Here is an 18,985-nt window from a genome sequence, read left to right as displayed (position 1 = left end):
CGAAGGATGCCTGTGCGACCGATCCGCCTCAAGCCCCGAAAGAAATTGTCCGTTGTCGCCAACCAAACCGAGAAATGCCGGTCAAACTGCGCATCCCCGGTTTTCCGCCCCATCGGCAGGAGTTTCATGGTTATCCGCGCTATTTCCACGGCTTCGCTGTGCCTGGCCCTGCTCGTCGCCACGCCGGTGCAGGCCGAGAGCCCGCCACCCAGCGGCGGCCAGGACCTGTTCAGCCTGCTGAACGATGTCGCACGCATGGCCTCCTCCGGCCTGGCCAATTGGCTCAAGCTGTCGCGCGACAGCGCGGTGAGCACCGGGGTCGCGCCGATCCCGCTGGACATCCGCGTGCAACTGGAGCCCTGGTACGACTTCCAGGTCCTCGACGCCGCGCGCTATCAGGTCGGCAATGCGCAGCAGCTGGATGCCGCCAGCGCCTTCCTGCAGAACCCCGATGTCGCCGCGGTAACCCTCATCGACGTGATCGTCTTTCGCAACGCCGAGGAAGCCCGCGACAACGTCGCCCTCTGGGCCCACGAGCTCAAGCATGTGCAGCAGTACCAGCAATGGGGCGTGGAGGATTTCGCCGCGCGCTACACGCGCAACTACGAGGCGGTGGAAGCACCCGCCTATGCGATCCAGGCGCAAGTGAGCAAAGCCCTGCGTCTGGCACCCGGCGGTACCCTGGCGAGCCATTGAGCCGGGCCTTTCCTACACCCGACTAAACACATCCTTCAGTTCATTTCCTACCCAGGTGTCAGGCAAGCGCTCGGCGTCCAGCATTCCGGGTGCCCGCCCTGCGGCACCATCCCAGGCAAGTCTTGTAGGACTTTTCATCTAATCAGCCCGAAATGTTCCACAGCTCTATACTCCTCGTACTCATCGAACCTGATTCGACGTATCGTGAGCGGCCCGTCCAGAGCGGCGGTCGCCCCTCCTGAGTGACTCGGGAACCCTCAATTCCTGATGCAGGAGTTTCACACGCAATGAACAAGATCCTGATCGTCGACGATCACCCCACCATCCGTTTTGCCGCCCGCCAGGTGCTGTTGGAGGCAGGCTACGACGTGATCGGCGAGGCCCACGATGGCGTGAGCGCGGTCAGCATGTGCCAGGACGATCCTCCCGATGTGGTGATCCTCGACCTCGGCCTGCCTCGCCTCGACGGCCTGAGCGTCCTCGAACGCCTGCGCGCGCTGAATCCCAGCCCGCGCATCATGGTCTTCACCGGTCTGCCGCCACGCCTGTTCGCCAATCGCTGCATCGAGGCCGGCGCCTCGGCCTTCGTGCGCAAGGACGAAGACATGCATATCCTCGTCGGCGCCCTCAAGGCCGTGCTCAGCGGCTACTCGTACCTGCCGGATGCCCAGCGTCTGTCGTCACGCTCGCACTCCGAGAGCGATCGCCTGGACCGCCTGTCCAACCGCGAATTCGAAGTGATGCGCCAACTGGCCAGGGGCGCGAGCAACAACGAGATCGCCGAGGCGATGATCCTCAGTTCCAAGACCATCAGCACCTACAAGACCCGCATCATGGACAAGCTGCAGGTGCAATCGCTGGCGGAACTGCTCGATCTGGCCAATCGCCATGGCATGATCTGAAGCTGGCATGAACCTTCGTCTGTTCGCCGCCTGCGGTATCGGCGGCCTGCTTCTGCTGAGCGCGCCCGCCCCTGGCGCGGCGCAGGAAGCTGCCCGCCGCGAGCTGCTCGGGCGCTCCCTGAGCAGCAGCGCGCCGCCAGCCCTGAGCCACGCCGATCGCCGCTGGCTGGAGCAGAGGAAGGTCCTGCGCCTGGGCACTTCCGCGCCGGACTACCCGCCGTTCGACATCAATGTCAGCCAGCACGACTACGAAGGCCTGAGCGCCGACTACGCCGGGTTGATCGGCGAACAGCTGAAGACCCCCGTGGAAGTGCGCCACTACCCCAGCCGCGGCCAGGCGATCCAGGCCCTGCAACGGGGCGAGATCGACCTGCTGGGCAGTGCCAACGGTTACGAGGGCGCCAATACCGAACTGCTGCTGAGCCTGCCCTACGCCGATGACCAGGCGATCGTCGCCACGCCGCTGGGCAAGCCACGCAACCCGGACGACGACCTGGCCGGTGCGCGCCTGGCGATGGTCGACCACTACCTGCCGGTGGAGCGCATCCGCCAGGTCTATCCGCGCGCGACCCTGCAGCTCTACGCCTCGAGCATGGCCGCGCTGTCCGCCCTGACCCAGGGCGATGCCGACGCCTTCATCGGCGACGCCATCAGTTCCGACTACCTGATCGGCAATCACTACCGCGACAGCGTGCAGATCGCCTGGTACGTCAAAGCCCTGCGCTCTTCCTTCAGCTTCGCGCTGGAACATGACAACAGCACCCTGCTGCGGGTCGTCGACCAGGCGCTGGCGAGTCTCTCGGAAAGCGACCGGATCAATGTCGCCAGGCGCTGGAGCAGTGGCCTGAACAGCCCGCTGCTCAACCGCGGCGTGCTGGAGCTGAACGCCACGGAGCAAGCCTGGATCCGCCAGCATCCCGAGGTACGGGTGGTGATCAACAAGTACTTCGCGCCGTTGACCTTCCTCGACGACAAGCAGCAGTTTCGCGGTATCACCGCCGACCTGCTGGAGCAGATCAGCCTGCGCACCGGCCTGCACTTCCAGATCATCGAAGCCGACAGCGTGGCGCAGATGATCCGCCTGGTGGAAAACGGCGAAGCCGAGCTGATCGGCGCCCTGCCCTACGGCGGCGAACGGGCGCGCACCCTGGACTTCACCCGGCCCTACCTGACCACGCCGCGGGTGCTGGTCACCTCGACCCACCCGCAGGCGCCGGATACCGCCGAGGCCCTGAAGGGCAAGCGCGTGGCGCTGATCCGCGGCACGCCATTCAGCGCAACCCTGCGCCGCGAGCATCCCGGCATCGAGCTGGTCGAGGTGGACGACCCGCTGGCCCTCATGGAATACGTCGCCCAGGGCCGCGCCGATGCGGCGATCAGTTCGCAGATCAACGCCGCCTATTTCATCAGCCGGCTGTTCAAGGACCGCCTGCGCATCGCCGCACTGCTCGACGACAGCCCGGCCATCGCGGCCTTCGCCACCGCCCGCGGCAACGACGTCCTGCACGCCATCCTCGACAAGACCCTGCTGAGCATCGAGCCGGACGAAATGACCCTGCTCGCCAACCGCTGGCGCACCAACGCGCTGATCAGCGACAACCCGTGGCGCAACTACCGCGGGCTGGTGCTGCAGATTCTCCTGGTCGCCGGCCTGGCGATCGCCGCGGTGGTGCTGTGGAACCGCTACCTGCGCCGCCTGATCGGCCAGCGCGAGGCGGCGGAACAGGCCCTGCAGCGCCAGCTGAAGATCAGCGAGGGCCTGCTCGACGAACTGCGCCAGGCCAAGGAACAGGCCGACAGCGCCAACCACGCCAAGAGCAGCTTTCTCGCCACCATGAGCCATGAGATCCGCACGCCGATGAACGCGGTGATCGGCCTGCTGGAGCTGGCCCTGAAGGACGCCGCGCAGGGCCGGGTCGACCAGCCGTCGCTGCAGGTGGCGTTCGATTCGGCCAGTGGCCTGCTGGAGTTGATTGGCGATGTGCTGGATATCGCCCGGATCGAGTCAGGGCACATGGCCCTGGCCCCGCAGCCGACCGACCTGCATGCGCTGATCCGCGGCACCGCCCAGGTGTTCGAGAGCAGCGCCCGCCTCAAGGGCCTGGCGCTGCACCTGGCGCTGCCCGCGCCGACCCGGCCGCTGGCGGTGGACCCGCTGCGCCTGCGCCAGGTGCTGGCAAACCTGCTGAGCAATGCGTTGAAGTTCACCGAGCAGGGTGAGTTGCGGATCAGCCTGCGCCTGGAAGCCGAGGGGGATGGCGCGCGGATCGAACTCAGCGTGGAAGACAGCGGCATCGGCATCAGCGCGGCGGACCAGGCGCGCCTGTTCAGCCCCTTCGTCCAGGCCGGGCAGCAGGCGCCGCGCCAGGGCACCGGGCTGGGCCTGGTGATCAGCCGAACCCTGTGCGAACTGATGGGCGGCACCCTGCACCTGAGCAGCCAACCGGGGCACGGCACCTGCGCCACGGTGTCGCTGCACCTGCCCTGGGCCGGCAGCCTGCCGGTCGCGGCGCCCGGTGCAGTGGAAACGCCGGACAACGCCACCAGCCTGAAAATCCTCGTGGTGGACGACTATCCCGCCAACCTGATGCTGCTGGACAAGCAACTGACCCTCCTCGGGCACCGCGTCAGCCAGGCCGGCGATGGCGCCACGGCCCTGCAGCTGTGGCGCGATGGCGATTTCGACGTGCTGATCAGCGACTGCAACATGCCGGGCATGGACGGCCATGAACTGACCCGTGCGGTGCGCGCCGAAGAACGTGGCGAACGGCGGCGCTGCCTGATTCTCGGCCTGACCGCCAATGCCCAGGCCGAAGAGCGCGAGCGCTGCCTGGCCTCGGGAATGGACGATTGCCTGTTCAAGCCGATCGGACTGGGGGCGCTGCGCAGCCACCTGGGCGGGCTGGCGGTGGCCAGCAGCGATGACAGCGGCTTCGACCTCAACGAACTGCGCCATCTGACCCGGGACGATCCGCAGGTGATCGAGCGTCTGCTGGCGCAACTGACCGAAAGTACCGAAGAAGACCTCACCGCCCTGCGCGCCCTGGGGCCGACGTCGCCGCGACCGGCGCTGAAGGCCCTCACCCATCGGATTCGCGGGGGGATGAAGATCCTCAAGGCGCGGGGGCTGGTGGCGCACTGCGATGCACTGGAGCAAGGGTGTGCGAGGAGTGTCGGGGATCAGGAATTGCAGGTGCTGAAGGCGCGGCTGGAAAAGAGTCTGGAGCAATTGCTCAAGCGCCTGGAACTGCGCTGACGCTGTCATTGGATGGACTCGCCCCCGCCGAGGCGTCTGTGCGCCACGGTGGCATCCTATAGATGTCAGCGACAGCGAGGGCGAGACCATGAGCAAGAATACGTCGAAGAACAATTCCTTGTCTGCAACCGATCTTTCAGCCTGCACCACCGTAGGAGCGCGGCTTGCCCGCGAAAGGACCGCGCTAGCTGTCCCCGACAACGGTTGGGTTCGGGACCGCTAGCGCGGTCCTTTCGCGGGCAAGCCGCGCTCCTACGGGTTCTTCGCGGGCGAACCAGGCGCCTAACGCATAGTGGGCAAGCGCACCAGCGACCACCCCGTCTCCGACTCCGACAAGGTCAGGCGGATCTCGTCCAACTGCAGGGTATTGAGCAAGGTCGCCACCAGGTCGCCGACCATCCAGTTCGCCGTGTTCGAGGCGATCACCCGGCCATCCGCCGAGAGCAGCACCGCCTCGTGATCCAGCTTCATCAGGCTGCGCACCAGCAGACGCTCGAGGTTGTGCAGCGACAGGTCCAGCCCGGCCACGCCAATGAAACGCCCCTGCACCAGGATCGGCATGGTGAAGGTCAGCACGTACAGGTTGGTGCCATACAGGTCGACATAAGGCCCCTCCACCACGCACTTGCCGGTATCCCGCGGCCGCCGGTACCAGGGCATCTCGGTGTAGTCGTAGTAGTTCTCCCGGCGCCGGTCGAAGTTCGGCCGCAACGGCAGGGTCTTGCCGGCATCGGCCAGGTACCACCATTCCAGGTGCATTTCCCGGTCGGCCAGGCCGTTGGGCTCGACGATCACCCCGCCACCACAGCCGAAGGCGCCGGTGGCCAGCAGTTGCCGGTCGATGGCCGGGCGCAGCGAGGCCAGGTCCCGCGCCAGCGGCTGGCGGCCTTCGGCCAGGACCCGTTCCCACAGTGCACGGGTTTCCTCGACCAGTTCGCGGACCTGGCTGAAGATGCTTCCCAGGGTGCTGTCCAGCTGCTGCGCGCAGGCGGAAAAGCAAGCGTTGTCGCTCGGAGCAAACATGGCATTACCTCACACAGGTTCGGCTTTTCTTCTTGTCTAGTGCTGCTTCACTCGGCGCCGGCCAACAGCTCCAGGCGCAGGCTGATCAGGCGCTTGATGCCGCGGTTGACGTGGGCCTCGGCCAGAGCCCCGGCCAGCACCGCGTCGCCGGCGACCAGGGCCTGGAGAATCGCCTGGTGCTCCTGCTCGACCAGGGTGATATCGCCGCCACCGGCCGCTTCCATCCACAACAGCTCGCCGACTTCCGACTGCAGGCGCATCTCCGCGTGGGTCAGGCGCAGGGACTGCGCGGCCGCCGCCACTTCGATGTGGAAACGCGCGTCGGCACGGTGCCGGGCCAGACGCGAACCGGCCTGGCGCAGCATGTCGATGTGATGGGCGATGCGCCCCTGCTGCTCCGGCGAACTGCGCTTGGCCGCCAGGCGCGCGGCGGTGCCGGAGATGGCCGTCTGTTCGTCGCCGAGGTCGCGCAGGTCCGGCCCGCTCATGTCGCGCAGGCGTTGCAGGAGCAGCGCCTCGGGCAACTCCACCGGCGCGCAGACGAAGCTGCCGCCATTGCGCCCGCGGCGAGTCTCGATCAGGCCGCGCTGACGCAGCACCACCAGGGCCTCGCGCAGGGTGACCGTGGCCACCCCCAACTGCAGGGCAAGCTCCGATTCGCTGGGCAACTGCTGGCCTTCGGCGAACAGGCCCAGTTCGATGGCTTCCACCAGGCGCCGTGCCACTTCATCGGTGCGCCCCTCCTGGCGCAGCCGGATGAACGCGGTGTTACGTGCACTGTTCAGGGCAGTCATTGCCTCTCCCTCTCGAGCGTCTGGCAGGCTCGGCTAAAAAATCGGTTTCGCATCTTATAGCGAAGCACAGTCGTCTTGATAGCGCCTTATGACCTTATGGTCAGGGCAATTCTGTCTTTTCAGGCTAGCAAGCAAATTTAAGATATGGTTTTATATGTTTAAGCCTTGCGCAGGCCCCGTGAACCGAAGCGCCTGTATTCATCAATAACTCCAAGCAGGAATACGCAATGCAAACCAGACTCCTGATCAACGGCCAGCTGGTCGATGGCCAAGGCGACCCCTACGCCGTGTACAACCCGTCCGAGGGCGCCGTGCTGGTCGCCATCGCCGAGGCCAGCAGCGCCCAGGTGGATGCCGCGGTACAGGCCGCCGACCAGGCCTTCGCCGGCTGGGCGCAGACCCCGCCGAAAGAGCGTGCGCAGTTCCTGCTGAAGCTGGCCGACCTGATCGAGGCCAACGCCGAGCACCTGGCGCGCCTGGAGTCGCTGAACTGCGGCAAGCCCTACCAGGCCGCGCTGAACGATGAAATCCCGGCCATCGCCGACGTCTTCCGCTACTTCGCCGGCGCCAGCCGCTGCCTGTCGGGCTCGGCCGGTGGCGAATACCTGGCCGGCCACACCTCGATGATCCGCCGCGACCCGCTGGGAGTGATCGCCTCCATCGCACCGTGGAACTACCCGTTGATGATGGTCGCGTGGAAACTCGCGCCGGCCCTCGCCGCCGGCAACACCGTGGTGCTCAAGCCGTCCGAGCAGACCCCGCTGACCGCCCTGGCCCTGGGCGAACTGATCGCCGGGCTGTTCCCTGCCGGCGTGGTCAACATCCTCTTCGGCCGCGGCCCGAGCGTCGGCGAACCGCTGGTCAATCATTCGAAAGTGCGCATGGTCTCGCTGACCGGCTCGGTGGCCACCGGCGCACGGATCATCGCCGGCACCGCCAGCAGCGTGAAGCGCACGCACATGGAGCTGGGCGGCAAGGCGCCGGTGCTGATCTTCGACGACGCCGATATCGACGCCGCGGTCGAGGGCATCCGCGCCTTCGCCTTCTACAACGCCGGCCAGGACTGCACCGCCGCCTGCCGCCTGTACGTGCAGCGCGGTATCTACGCGCGCTTCGTCGAGCAACTGGGCGCGGCCGTCGCCAGCCTGCGCATGGGCCTGCAGGACGATCCGCAGACCGAACTCGGCCCGCTGATCACCCGCGACCACCTGGAGCGTGTCGAAGGCTTCGTCAACCGCGCCAAGGCGCAGCCGCATATCCGCGTGATCACCGGCGGCCAGCGGGTCGACGGCCCGGGCTTCTTCTTCGAGCCGACGGTGCTGGCCGATGCCCGCCAGGACGACGAGATCGTCCAGCGCGAGGTGTTCGGGCCGGTCCTCAGCATCACCCCGTTCGACGACGAAGCGCAGGCCCTGGCCTGGGCCAACGACTCCGACTACGGCCTGGCCTCCTCGGTCTGGACCCGCGATGTCGGCCGCGCCAACCGCCTCGCCGCGCGCCTGCAGTACGGCTGCACCTGGGTCAACACGCACTTCATGCTGGTCAGCGAAATGCCCCATGGCGGCATGAAGCAGTCCGGCTACGGCAAGGACATGTCGATGTACGGGCTGGAGGACTACACCTGCGTCCGTCATGTGATGTTCAAGCACTGATTCACCTGATGAACCACGCCTTTCTGGCGGCCGACACAAAACATATAAAATCATAGGCAATATGGCTCAGGCTTGACCGCCGACCGCCATAGCCGTCCCGGTTCGCCGGGGCGGCGACTTACGAGGTCTGATCATGCTTATCACCGGCATCAAGAGCCGTCCGGTCTATGACCGGCTGCAACCCATGGCAGGCGGCCAGCGCCACCTGATCGCGGGCCAGGGCAGCGGCGGCGCGGCGATGCTGCGCCTGATCGCGGACATGTCCGCCGAGCAGCGCCAGCACAGCACCCTGCTCTACTCCACCGAATCCTTCTCCGGGCACAACCACCTGAGCGAACTGCTGGAAGTCCAGGCCGACGGCCTGGAGGTGTACGCCAGCAACCAGGCGCTGATCGCCGCCCTGCGCGAGCGCCTTGGCGCCGCGCGGATGGGCCTGCGCCTGTACCTGAGCGGCTCGGAAAGCTTCATCGGCACGGCCATGCAGGCGGCCAACGCGGTCGACCTCAACCGCGACGAAGTCCTGCGCGAACACAGCGGCACCCTGGTCCGCCGGGTCTGGTGCGCGCACTGCGACACCTACACGGAAAACGTCACCCACCGCGTCTTCACCTGCCCCGGTTGCCAGCTCGACCTGGTGGTGCGCGACCACTATTCCCGTCGTCTGGCCGCCTTCCAGGGCATCAAGGCCGATGGCGAAGTCCCGGGTGAACTGCCCGCCGCCGAGGAGCTCGATACATGAATACCCATAATGGCACCCTGAGCGTGCGCGTCGCGCGCATCGAGCCGCTGACCCCGGAAATCACCCGCTTCACCTTCGTCGATCCGAACGGCACACACCTGCCCGCCTTCTCCGGCGGCAGCCATGTGGTGGTGGTCCTCGAAGACGGCGACAAGACCCACCGCAACGCCTATTCGCTGATGAGTTCGCCCTACGACTCCAGCGCCTACCAGATCGCCGTGCGCCGGGTCGCCGACGGCCGTGGCGGCTCGCGTTTCCTGCATGACAACGTCAGCGAAGGCGACCTGCTGCAGATCCTCCAGCCGGCCAACCTGTTCCCCCTGGCCAAGCATGCCCGCCAGCACCTGTTCATCGCCGGTGGCGTGGGCATCACCCCGGTGTACTCGCAACTGGAAGAGCTGGAGCTGAAGAAGGCCGCGTTCGAACTGCACCTGGCCGTGCGCGGCCCTGAGCACATAGCCCTGGGTCGCGAGCTGCAGGCGAAGTACGGTTCCCGCGTGCACCTCTACGTGCAGGGCGAAGACGAGCGTATGGACATCGCGGCGATCCTCGCCGGCCGTCCGCTGGGCAGCCACGTCTATGTGTGCGGTCCGGACAGCATGATCGACGACACGATCGAGAGCGCCCATGCCCTCGGCTGGACCGACAGCCATATCCACTACGAACGCTTCGTCGAGCAGGGCTCCAGCGGCCAGCCGTTCAGCGTCACCCTGGCGCGTCAGGGCGTAACCATAGAAGTGCCCGCGGAGCAGTCGCTGCTCGAAGCCGCCGAACAGGCCGGCTACAAGGTGCCCTATCTGTGCCGCGGTGGTGCCTGCGGTTATTGCGAGACCGAAGTGCTGGACGTCGAGGGCGAGCTGGATCACCGCGACGACTGGCTCAGCGAGGAAGACAAGCTGAGCAAGCGCAAATTCATGCCGTGTGTATCCCGGGCCAACTGCAGCCGCCTGGTCGTGGACCTCTGAAACAGGACAACAACAAATGACCGTATTCAAACCGATCGAAAGCTACGCCGACCTCGATACCAGGGGCTTCACCTACGCCAACAGCCGCGAGGCGGTGCTGCGCCTGCCCTTCCCCTATCCGGAAGACCAGTACATGTACTCGATGAACGTCGAGCCCCATGTGCCGTTCGGCAGTGGCGCCCTGCGTGCCCAGTTCGATATCGACGAGCACTACATCTCCGAGTGCCATCACCGCGCGCAGATCCTCGAGAGCCAGCCGGGCATCCACTACGCCGCCCTGCCGCACATGATGGAAGCGCAGTGGGACCTGCTGGAGCTGCTGATGGAGTCGTACTCCCGCGATTTCCCCGAGCACTTCAGCCTGGAGAAGAACGGCAGCCAGTGGCACTGGATCAACCGGCCGCTGGGGCTCGACCAGCGCTTCGTGTTCGGCGACGCCAGCACCCTGCCGATGGACCCGATGGAATACATCACCCGCCAGGCCCAGGGCGAGTTCATCCTCCTCGAAGAGCGCGACGACACCCTGGTGATGGGCGCCGGCATGGCCACCCAGCGCGCCGACTACTCGCTGCGCTTCAACCTCGGCATGAGCTTCATGGAGTTCCATGGCCCGGTACCCAAGCTGCATGAAATGGGCATCCTGCAGCGCGCGCTGAAGTTCCTCCTGCGCCTGCGTCCGGGCCACCCGGTGCGTCGCACCAACTGGTCGATCACCGTCAACCCGCGCCTGGAAACCTCCGCCGAGACCCTGCCGGACTGGGCCCCGGACCGCACCACGGTGACCGCGGAAAACGCCGGCGAGCGGGTCAACCTGCGCATCGAGCTGCAGCCGCTGCACCGCCTGCCGCGCAGCAACGCCGTGCTGTTCCCGGTGCGCACCTACCTGGTGAGCCTGCAACAGCTGGCCGAGTTCGCCCCGCAATGGGCCAAGCGCATGCACCGGGTGATCCGCGACCTGGACCAGGAACTGGTGGACTACAAGGGCTTTACCCGTTACCGCGAGGCCATGGTCACCTGGCTGTCGCAGTACGACGACGGAACGCCAGTCGACGAAAGTCAGCAATAAAACTCTACGAGCGCGCCGATAATGGCGCGCTTTTTTTGCGTGCAATCCGGGAAAACCACAATGAAAACAATACGCAATTTCCTGCCTGAGAGCTGGAGCCTGGTGTTCTCCGCGGCCGCGTCCGCCTACGGTGTCGGTCTGCTCGGCCTGTGGGCCTTGCCGTTCCTGATCAGCGCGATCATCCACGACCTGCAGTTGAACGAGGCCCAGGCCGGGCTGCTGATGTCGGCGGAATTCGGCTTCACCATGCTCGCCTCGCTGCTGGTCGCGCCGTTCATGGGCCGCGCGCCGCGGCGCACCCTGGCCATTGCCGGCACCTTGCTCGCAGTCGCCGCCAACCTGGTCAGCGCCAATGTCGACAGCCTCTACACCCTGGCCGCGGTGCGCTGCATCGCCGGGATCGGCGCCGGCCTGGCCCTGGCCTGCGGCAATGCCGCGGTGTCCAGCGCGAAGCAGCCGGACCGGATCGCCGGGCACATGAACGTGCTGTCGGTGCTGCTGATGATCGTGGTGATGCTCGGCTACGCCAAGGTCATGGCACTGTATGGCCTGTCCGGGCTGTACTACGCCATGGCCGGCACCATGGCGGTGATGCTCCTGGCGATCCCGGCCATGGCCCAGCGCGCGCCGGTGGTGGAAACCCTGGTGGTCTCGAAGGGTGACAAGGGCAATGTCCTGCTGACCCTGCCGGCGATCTGCATGATGCTGGCGATGTTCGTGTTCCAGGCCCGCGACACCATGGGCTGGGCCTTCGTCGAGCGGATCGGGACCATGGTCGGCTACAGCGGTGACGAGCTGGGTGTACTGCTCTCGGTGCAATCGGTGGTCGGCCTGATCGGCCCGCTGCTGGCGGCGCTGATCGGCAAGCGCTTCGGCATGAGCACGCCGGTGATCCTCGCGGTGCTGCTGACCGGGGCCACCAGCCTGAGCTATGTGCTCGGTGAACACTCGAAGACGCTGTACACCGCGGGAGTGATGACCATCTGCATCACCTACTTCTATGCCCTGAGCTACCTGACCGGATTGGCGGCGGAGCTGGATCGCGAGGGCCGGGTGGTGGCGGCGGCCGGCAGCTTCCTCAGCCTGGGCCTGGCGGTGGGGCCGGCGATTTCCGGTGGCTTGATTTCGTTGGGTGGGTTTACGTTGGCTGCCTGGGGGATTGCGGTGACCGTGGTGCTGACCCTGGCGCTGGTGAGCGTGCCGTTGGCACGGATTCGCCGGGAGCATGTGGTGGCGCAACTGGCTGCGGCGGTCTGATCGACCTTGGTGGCCTCATCGCGGGCAATCGGAACGCCGCCCGGCCCGCTCCCACAGGGTTCGGTGTCGCCGCGGACATTGTGGGAGCAACTGTCTTGGGGCTTGGGGCTTGGTGCTGGTGCTGGTGCTGGTGCTGGTGCTGGTGCTGGTGCTGGTGCTGGTGCTGGTGCTGGTGCTGGTGCTGGTGCTGAGGTTTGCGTGCATATCCATTGGCCAAGGCGACCTTGAGTCACCTTTTCGCCCTTACGGCGACCCACTTTTGAAAAGCGCAAAAGTGGGCAAAACGCTTTCGCTCCTGCATCCGGCCCTCCGCTGCGCTGCGGGTTCCCTCCCTCCGCACTGATTCCGGGGGCCGCGCCATACGGGCTCCTGCCCTATGGCGCTTTCCGGGCCATCCATGGCCCTCCACCCCCTCCATCAGCGCTCCACTCGGCCTCCTGATGTCGCACGTAGATCAAGATCAAAAGCACAATTCGCTGCGCTCTTGCCGGGCGAGGGTGCTCTCAGGAAGGTGACGGCTACGCTCTGGATTTTGCTTTTGCTTTTGCTTTTGCTCTGGCTCTTGATCTGCCGGCGACATCAGGAGGCTGAGTGGAGCGCTGATGGAGGGGGTGTAGGGCCATGGATGGCCCGGAAAGCGCCATCGGGCAGGAGCCCGTATGGCGCGGCCCCCGGAGTCAGTGCGGAGGGAAGGAACCCGGAGCGAAGCGTAGGGCCGGATGCAGGAGCAAGAGCGTTTTGCCCACTTTTGCGCTTTTCAAAAGTGGGTCGCCGTAAGGGCGAAAAGGTGACTTGGCGTCGCCTTGGCAAATGGATCAACACACGATATCTCGCACCCGCACCCGCAGCGCTCAACACAAAGCATCTGATCACCGTACCTCTGGTTCAAGACACAAGCGGGCATTGCCCGCGATGAGGCCCGCACAGGCCCTAATGCAATTGCAGGGTCGAGTTGATCTGACTGATCGCATCCACCACATGCCGCGACCCCTGCTGGATCTCCAGGATCACCTCCCCCGCCTCGTTCGCCAATTCCACCCCGAGCCCGGTGCGGCTCAGGCTGGACTGCATGCTGGCCACCGCATTCAGCGACAGGTCATGGTTCTGCCGAACCACCTCGACGATCTCCAGGGTCGCCTTGCTGGTGCGTGCCGCCAGGTTGCGCACTTCCTCCGCCACCACGGCGAAACCACGCCCGTGCTCGCCGGCCCGCGCTGCTTCGATCGCCGCGTTGAGCGCCAGCAGGTTGGTCTGGTCGGCAATCCCGCGGATGGTCAGGACGATCTGCCCGATCAGCTCCGACTGGCGGTTCACCGCGTCGATGCTGCGCGCCGCCTCGTTGAGGTCGTTGGAAATCTCCTCGATCACGTGCACGGTCTGCTGCACCACCTCCGAGCCCTTGCGCGCGCAGGCGTCGTTCTGCACCGAGGTGGCATGGGCAGCCTCGGCGGCGGATTGCTGGGTGCAGACCTGGTGGGTGATGTCGCTGGCGAACTTGACCACCTTGTACAGGCGGCCCTTGGTGTCGAAGATCGGGTTGTACGAGGCCTCCAGGTAGACCATCTGCCCCAGCTTGTTGACCCGTTCGAAGCGGTGCGAGTGGTACTCGCCACGGTTGAGCGAGGCCCAGAACGCCTTGTAGGCGGGCGATTCGCTTTCGCTCTTGTGGCAGAACAGGCTGTGGTGCTGGCCGACCACCTCGTCGAGGCGATAGTGCATGGTGTTGAGGAAGTTGTCGTTGGCGGTGATCACCCGCCCTTCCGGGGTGAACTCGATCACCGCCATGGAGCGGCCGATGGCGTTGAGCAGGCAGTCGGCTTCATGTTCGTGAACCACGCGCCGGGAGATATCGCTGGCCACCTTGATGATGCTGCTGACCGCACCATTGCCGCCGAACACCGGCATGTAGCTGGCTTCCAGCCAGATGTCCTCGCGCTTGCGGTTCAGGCGCAGGAAGGTGCCGCTGCGCGGCTGCCCCTGGCCCAGGTCGCGCCACAGCTGGCGGTATCCCTCGGTCTTGGTGTAGGTCTCCTCGCAGAAGATCCGGTGATGCTGACCGCGAATCTCCTCGAGCTTGTAGCCCATGGCGTTGCAAAAGTGCTCGTTAGCGTCGAGTACCACTCCATCGGGGCTGAATTCGATCATGGCCATGGAACGGCTGATCGCTGCCAGTTTTGCGTTGGCTTGCGCCAGCGCCCGATTACACCGCTCGATTTCTGCCAGATCCGATTTGCGATGGGAGTCGAACATGGTTACGCACACTCCATTGGCGGAATTGTGCTCAGCATAGATGCGGCAAGGCGCCTAGCAAGCCTTCTGCCACCACCATTTATCGGCTGATCTTCAACTGCTTTCGCGGATCATCAGTTCGAACCCCAGGTCCCGCGACGCGCCCTGCCGGCGCCGACCGTCGAGCAGATCGAGCAGGGCCTGTGCCGCGTGGTGACCGACGGCGGCCAGCGGCGTGCGGATCGAGGTCAGGCGCGGGACCGTGTGCGCCGAGGCCGGCAGGTCGTTGAAACCGACCATGGCCACCTGCTGCGGCACCCGGATGCCCTGGCGCTGGGCCTGGAAAATGGCGCCGTGGGCCAGATCGTCGTTGCAGAAGAAGATCCCGTCGAGGTCGCCGTGGCGCGCCAGCAACTGGCTGAACAGCTCGCCGCCCAGACCGATGGCAGAGGGTTGCGGCACCAGCAGTTCCAGGCTCGGGTCATGCAGGCCTGCTTCGCGCAAGGCCCGGCGAAAGCCCGCGGCGCGCTGCAGCACGCGCTGATCCAGCTGCGCGGCGATGAAGCCGAGGCGCCGCCGGCCGCGTTCGAGCAGGTGGCGGGCCGCGGCGTAGCCGGCCTCTTCCTGGGAGAAGCCGACGCAGACGCTGCCGTCGTGGTTGTCCAGTTCCATCATGTGCACCCGCGGTACGCCGCTGACGGCGAGCATCTGCCGGGCGCCATCGCTGCGTTCCAGACCGGTGAGCAGCAGGCCGCGGGGCTGGCAGGCCAGGTAGCTGCGAATCAGGTTCTCTTCCACCGCGGGATCGTAGTGGTAGTTGCCGATCAGCACTTCCAGGCCGCGCGGGCGCAGGACATCGTGGATGGCGTCGAGGGTTTCGACGAACAGCTGGTTGGACAGCGAGGGGATCAGCACCACCACCGACTGGCTCTGTGCCGAGGCCAGGGCGCGGGCGGCGGGATTGGCGACATAGCCCAGCTCGGCGGCGGCGGCCTTGACCCGGGTCACCAGGTCTGGCGCCACCGTGGCCACGCCCCTCAGGGCGCGGGACACGGTGATCGGCGAGACGCCGCAAAGCCGGGCGACTTCGGCGAGGGTGGGACGTCCGGTGGTACGGGAGCCGGTGCGGGTCATGGGATCTCGGGTGGGGCGGGAAACCGGCTAGGTTAGTGGCGCGCCCCCAGACTGGCAACTTGCGAATGACCGGACGGTCGCCCTCCCTCCTCCCGCCCGCCTGCCCACCTGCCCACCTGCCCCCGTAGGAGCGAGGCTTGCCCGCGAAGGAGCGCGCAGCGTTCCCAACCCAGGCACCACCGTGGACCAGCAGGCCCCCTGTCATCCGGGTTTGGGACCGCTGCGCGCTCCTTCGCGGGCAAGCCTCGCTCCTACGGGGGGGCGTGGGGTGTCCAGTCACTTGGGCTAGAACGCCGCCTTGAACACCGCCTCGATCTCCGCCTGGCTCGCCGGCCGTGGATTGGTCAGGCCGCAGGCGTCCTTCAGGGCATTGGCCGCCAGGATCGGCACGTCCTCGACCCTGGCCCCGAGCACCGCCAGCCCCTGCGGAATCTCGATATCCCGACTCAACGCCTCGATCGCCGCGATGGCCGCGCCGGCGCCCTGCTGCGCATCCAGCTCACGGATCTCCACCCCCAGCGCCCCCGCCACGTCCCGCAGCCGCGCCGCGCAGACCTTGGCATTGAAGCGCTGTACATGGGGCAGCAGCACCGCGTTGCACACCCCGTGCGGCAGGTCGTAGAAACCGCCGAGCTGGTGCGCCATGGCATGCACGTAGCCCAGCGAGGCATTGTTGAACGCCATCCCCGCCAGGAACTGGGCATAGGCCATGGCCTCCCGCGCCTGCAGGTCCTTGCCGTCGGCCACGGCCTGGCGCAGGTTGGCGCTGATCAGCTCAATGGCTTTCAAGGCGCAGGCATCGGTGATCGGCGTCGCCGCCGTGGAGACATAGGCCTCCACCGCATGGGTCAGCGCATCCATGCCCGTGGCCGCGGTCAGCGACTTCGGCATGCCGACCATCAGCGCCGGGTCGTTCACCGAGAGGATCGGCGTGACGTTGCGGTCGACGATGGCCATTTTCACGTGACGCGCTTCGTCAGTGATGATGCAGAACCGGGTCATCTCGCTGGCAGTGCCGGCGGTGGTGTTGATCGCCACCAGCGGCAACTGCGGCCTGGCCGAACGGTCCACGCCCTCGTAGTCGGCGATCGTGCCGCCATTGGTGGCGCACAGGGCAATGCCCTTGGCGCAGTCATGGGGCGAGCCGCCGCCGAGGGAAATGACGAAGTCGCACTGCTCGCGCCGCAACATCGCCAGGCCCTGCTCGACATTGGCGATGCTCGGGTTCGGCCTGGCGCCGTCGAACACCCGCGAATCGATGTCGCGCACCGCCAGTTGCTCGGCGATCCGCTCGGCCACGCCAGCCTTGGCCAGGCCGCTGTCGGTGACGATCAGCGCCTTGCGAAAACCGTGGCCAACGATGGCGTTCAGCGCTTCTTCCAGGCAATCGATGCCCATGATGTTCACGGCGGGGATGAAAAACGTGCTGCTCATGGCGGGTACCTCATCTGGCGTCTCTCGATACCTTCAGCATCCGCCGCTCATGGGCAGCCCGTGTTGATCCAGGGCAAGCTCAGCCGAGGAACAGGCGATAGGCCGGATTGTCGGTCTCGTCCCAGTAGCGATAACCCATGGCATCGAGCAGGCCCGGCAGCTCGGCGCGTTCGTCCGCCGGCACTTCCAGGGCGGCGAACACCCGGGCGTCGGCGGCGCCGTGGTTGCGGTAGTGGAACAGGCTGATGTTCCAGCGCTTGCCCAGGCTCTCCAGGAAGCCCAGCAGCGCCCCCGGCCGCTCGGGGAATTCGAAGCGCAGCACACGCTCCTCGGCCCCCGGCCCGGCATGGCCGCCGACGGTATGGCGGATATGCAGCTTGGCCAGTTCGTTGTCGGTCAGGTCGAGCACTTCGTAGCCCTGCTCGCGCAGGCTGGCCAGCAGCGCTTCGCGCGGGTCGTTGACGGGATGGGTCTGCACGCCGACGAACAGCCGCGCTTCCTTGCCCGGGTAGTAGCGGTAGTTGAACTCGGTGATCTGGCGGCGGCCGAGGGCCTGGCAGAAGGCCCGGAAACTGCCCGGACGCTCGGGGATGGTCACCGCGATCACCGCCTCGCGCTGCTCGCCCAGCTCGGCGCGCTCGGCGACATGGCGCAGGCGGTCGAAATTGACATTGGCCCCGGAGTCGATCGCCACCAGGGTCTGCCCGCTCACCCCGCGGGCGGCCACGTACTTCTTGATCCCGGCCACGGCCAGGGCGCCGGACGGCTCGGTGATGGAACGGGTGTCGTCGTAGATGTCCTTGATCGCCGCGCACAGTTCGTCGCTGCTGACGGTGATCACTTCATCGACGTAGTGCCGGCAGATCTCGAAGCAATGCGCACCGATCTGCGCCACCGCCACGCCGTCGGCGAAGGTGCCGACCTGCGGCAGCACTACGCGCTCGCCCGCGGCCAGGGCTGCCTGCAGGCAGTTGGAATCCTGCGGTTCGACGCCGATCACCTTGACCTCGGGACGCAGGTATTTGACATACGCGGCGATCCCCGAGATCAGCCCGCCGCCGCCCACCGGCACGAAGATCGCATCCAGCGCCCCCGGTTGCTGGCGGAGGATTTCCATGGCCACGGTGCCCTGCCCGGCGATCACATCCTGGTCGTCGAACGGCGGGACGAAGGTGGCGCCATCGCGCTGCGCCAGGTGCAGGGCATGGGCCAGAGCGCGGGGGAAGGCATCGCCGTGCAGCACCGCGTGACCGCCCCGGGAGCGCACGCCTTCGACCTTCAGCGCCGGGGTGGTCTCGGGCATGACGATGGTGGCCTTGATCCCCAGCTCGCGGGCGGCCAGGGCGACCCCCTGGGCATGGTTGCCGGCGGACGCGGTGATCACGCCGCGCGCGCGCTGCTCGGCGGTCAGCTGGCTGAGGCGGTTGTAGGCGCCGCGGATCTTGAAGGAGAAGGTCGGCTGCAGGTCTTCACGCTTGAGCAGCACGTTGTTGCCCAGTTGCGCCGACAGCGCGCGAGCCGCTTGCAGCGGGGTTTCAATGGCCAGGTCGTACACCGGTGCGGACAGAATCCGGCGCACGTAGTCCGACAGCAGGTTGGGTGCGCTGACAGGTGCGGTGGGGCAGGCGGTGAGGCTGGTCATCGGTAACTCCTGGTTTTTTCAAAGAGCCCAGGAGTCGAGAGAAAGAACCCGCCTCCAGGGCGGGTTCGGTGCAAGTGCCAGCTAGCCCGCCAATCCGATAATGGCGGTAATAATGCTGCTGGTCGGCAAATGCGGGAAGGTATTCATGGAGGTCGAAACTAGCTAAACGTTTTTGCCAAGTCAACGACTGATTCAA

General features: G+C 66.3%; 14 protein-coding genes and 2 pseudogenes. 9 read left to right on the top strand and 7 right to left on the bottom strand.

The annotated features are described in order from the left end of the window. Positions 1-126: 126 nt before the first annotated feature. The 3 genes from RTI28_RS20470 (at position 127) to RTI28_RS20460 (ending at position 4,854) form a co-directional block, all read left to right on the top strand. Positions 127-696 carry a DUF4157 domain-containing protein gene (locus RTI28_RS20470; RefSeq protein ID WP_316922108.1) on the top strand — a complete coding sequence of 190 codons (570 nt, stop codon included), beginning with the start codon at positions 127-129 and terminating at the stop codon, positions 694-696. A 287-nt stretch (positions 697-983) separates the two neighbouring features. Next, entirely contained in the window at positions 984-1,598 is a 615-nt protein-coding gene (locus RTI28_RS20465; protein ID WP_316922107.1) for a response regulator transcription factor, read from the top strand. 7 nt (positions 1,599-1,605) lie between these two features. After that, on the top strand, positions 1,606-4,854 hold the full coding sequence (locus tag RTI28_RS20460; protein WP_316922106.1) for an ATP-binding protein: 3,249 nt from the start codon (positions 1,606-1,608) through the stop codon (positions 4,852-4,854). A 282-nt stretch (positions 4,855-5,136) separates the two neighbouring features. On the opposite strand, the gene RTI28_RS20455 is transcribed toward RTI28_RS20460, so the two are convergent. Together RTI28_RS20455 and RTI28_RS20450 are read right to left on the bottom strand one after the other, a co-directional pair. Further along, a complete protein-coding gene (locus tag RTI28_RS20455; protein WP_316922105.1) occupies positions 5,137-5,877 on the bottom strand; it encodes a cache domain-containing protein in 741 nt (246 codons plus the stop codon). A 47-nt stretch (positions 5,878-5,924) separates the two neighbouring features. After that, positions 5,925-6,671 carry a FadR/GntR family transcriptional regulator gene (locus RTI28_RS20450; RefSeq protein ID WP_316922104.1) on the bottom strand — a complete coding sequence of 249 codons (747 nt, stop codon included), beginning with the start codon at positions 6,669-6,671 and terminating at the stop codon, positions 5,925-5,927. 227 nt (positions 6,672-6,898) lie between these two features. Here RTI28_RS20450 and RTI28_RS20445 point away from each other — a divergent pair, with 227 nt between their 5' ends. The 6 genes from RTI28_RS20445 to RTI28_RS20420 all read left to right on the top strand — a co-directional run bounded on the left by RTI28_RS20445 (position 6,899) and on the right by RTI28_RS20420 (position 12,693). Further along, the gene (locus RTI28_RS20445) at positions 6,899-8,323 is read left to right on the top strand and encodes a gamma-aminobutyraldehyde dehydrogenase (protein WP_316922103.1); all 1,425 of its coding nucleotides are present in this window, start codon (positions 6,899-6,901) and stop codon (positions 8,321-8,323) included. Positions 8,324-8,456: 133 nt separating this feature from the next. Continuing rightward, the gene (locus RTI28_RS20440) at positions 8,457-9,062 is read left to right on the top strand and encodes a dimethylamine monooxygenase subunit DmmA family protein (protein ID WP_316922102.1); all 606 of its coding nucleotides are present in this window, start codon (positions 8,457-8,459) and stop codon (positions 9,060-9,062) included. Beyond that, positions 9,059-10,027 (top strand): PDR/VanB family oxidoreductase, encoded by a 969-nt coding sequence (locus RTI28_RS20435; RefSeq protein ID WP_316922101.1) that lies wholly within the window; start codon positions 9,059-9,061, stop codon positions 10,025-10,027. Before RTI28_RS20440 ends, RTI28_RS20435 begins: the two co-directional genes overlap by 4 nt. Positions 10,028-10,043: 16 nt before the next feature. Next, on the top strand, positions 10,044-11,093 hold the full coding sequence (locus RTI28_RS20430) for a DUF3445 domain-containing protein (protein WP_316922100.1): 1,050 nt from the start codon (positions 10,044-10,046) through the stop codon (positions 11,091-11,093). Positions 11,094-11,153: 60 nt separating this feature from the next. Beyond that, positions 11,154-12,350 (top strand): MFS transporter, encoded by a 1,197-nt coding sequence (locus tag RTI28_RS20425; protein ID WP_316922099.1) that lies wholly within the window; start codon positions 11,154-11,156, stop codon positions 12,348-12,350. 109 nt (positions 12,351-12,459) lie between these two features. Next, a complete protein-coding gene (locus RTI28_RS20420) occupies positions 12,460-12,693 on the top strand; it encodes a hypothetical protein (protein WP_316922098.1) in 234 nt (77 codons plus the stop codon). 587 nt (positions 12,694-13,280) lie between these two features. Here RTI28_RS20420 and RTI28_RS30450 read toward each other — a convergent pair. The 5 genes and pseudogenes from RTI28_RS30450 to ilvA all read right to left on the bottom strand — a co-directional run. After that, positions 13,281-13,709, bottom strand: a pseudogene (locus RTI28_RS30450) (methyl-accepting chemotaxis protein); the annotation flags it as partial. A 108-nt stretch (positions 13,710-13,817) separates the two neighbouring features. Next, positions 13,818-14,600 (bottom strand): annotated as a pseudogene (locus RTI28_RS30445) (PAS domain-containing protein); the annotation flags it as partial. Positions 14,601-14,693: 93 nt separating this feature from the next. Further along, the gene (locus RTI28_RS20410; RefSeq protein WP_316922096.1) at positions 14,694-15,713 is read right to left on the bottom strand and encodes a LacI family DNA-binding transcriptional regulator; all 1,020 of its coding nucleotides are present in this window, start codon (positions 15,711-15,713) and stop codon (positions 14,694-14,696) included. A gap of 285 nt (positions 15,714-15,998) precedes the next feature. Beyond that, positions 15,999-17,147, bottom strand: coding sequence for an L-threonine dehydrogenase (gene yiaY, locus RTI28_RS20405; RefSeq protein WP_316922095.1), 1,149 nt, complete (start codon positions 17,145-17,147; stop codon positions 15,999-16,001). A 79-nt stretch (positions 17,148-17,226) separates the two neighbouring features. Next, complete coding sequence (gene ilvA / locus RTI28_RS20400) at positions 17,227-18,789, bottom strand: threonine ammonia-lyase, biosynthetic (protein WP_316922094.1); 1,563 nt, start codon at positions 18,787-18,789, stop codon at positions 17,227-17,229. Positions 18,790-18,985 lie beyond the last annotated feature (196 nt).

Source organism: Pseudomonas sp. zfem002, assembly GCF_032621685.1.
In the GTDB taxonomy this organism is placed as follows: Bacteria; Pseudomonadota; Gammaproteobacteria; order Pseudomonadales; family Pseudomonadaceae; genus Aquipseudomonas; species Aquipseudomonas japonica.
The sequence above is the reverse complement of the archived record's forward strand: the minus strand, read 5'-3'. Positions and strand labels throughout refer to the sequence as shown.